At 51.3% G+C, this 1,207-nt stretch carries 1 protein-coding gene; it reads left to right on the forward strand.

The genetic code is table 11. The features are described from left to right. The coding region (locus tag IEX60_RS24705; RefSeq protein WP_188754064.1) for an efflux RND transporter permease subunit at positions 1–1,207 on the forward strand (1,207 nt) is incomplete at both ends.

A 1,207-nucleotide genomic window follows, 5' to 3' on the forward strand; every position in this document is an offset into this window, starting at 1 on the left:
TGGCGGAATACGCCAATCGTTTCGGTGAAATCATCAAAACGGTGGTTGGTGCGCAGGATTTGTACGTAGAACCGATTACGGGGCTTCCACAGGTCATTGTAAAATATAACCGGGCGAATATTGCCCAATTCGGGCTAAATATCGTAGCTGTCAACCGGGTGGTTAACACCGCTTTTGCCGGACAAAGCGCGGGTAAGATTTACGAGGGCGAAAAACGGTTTGATCTGGTCCTTCGGCTTGACGAGAAGCAACGGGAGAACCTGGAAGACATCCGTAACCTGCTAATTCCGACACCGAGGGGCAGTCAGATTCCGCTGTACCAAGTGGCTGACGTCAGCATCCAGAACGGTCCGGCCCAGATACAGCGTGAAGATGCCAAGCGACGGATCGTGGTAGGCTTCAATGTCAGGGGACGTGATGTGCAAAGCATCGTAAACGAACTACAGAAGAAAGCCGACCTGCACGTAAAACTATCTCCGGGTTATTACATCACATACGGTGGTGCGTTTGAAAACCTCAACCAGGCAAAGGACCGCCTGATGATTGCCGTTCCGGTATCACTTGTGCTGATATTTGTCCTGCTGTTTTTTGCTTTTCGCTCCATCAAAGAAAGCTTATTGATCTACACAGCCATTCCGCTTTCTGCCATCGGAGGCATTTTCCTGCTGGCTTTACGTGGGATGCCATTCAGCATCAGCGCTGGCGTAGGATTCATCGCGTTATTCGGCGTAGCCGTACTCAACGGCATTGTACTCGTTGCCGAGTTCAACCGCCTGAAAAAAGCCGGAGAGAAGGACCTGCATACCATTGTCCTCAACGGGACCAAAACGCGGTTGCGGCCGGTATTGATGACCGCTTTTGTGGCTTCGCTTGGTTTTCTGCCGATGGCTGTCAGCCGCGGTGCCGGAGCTGAGGTGCAACGGCCGCTTGCAACGGTGGTGATCGGTGGATTGCTCATCGCTACGTTCCTGACGCTTTTTGTGTTGCCCACCTTGTTTATTCTGTTTGAAAAAATCAAACTTCCGAAATGGGCTTTTGGCAAAAAAAGTACGATGGGTATGGTGTTGGTGCTGATCCAGCTTCCGGTGTTTGCTCAGACCATCACCCTGGGCCAGGCCATCGACACGGCGGCGAAAAACAACCTTTCGGTAAAAAGCAGCGAGTTGCTTGCCGAATATTATGCAAAAAGGAAGGCAACGTCCTTCAA

This window comes from Parapedobacter defluvii (assembly GCF_014642075.1).
Classification (GTDB): Bacteria; Bacteroidota; Bacteroidia; order Sphingobacteriales; family Sphingobacteriaceae; genus Parapedobacter; species Parapedobacter defluvii.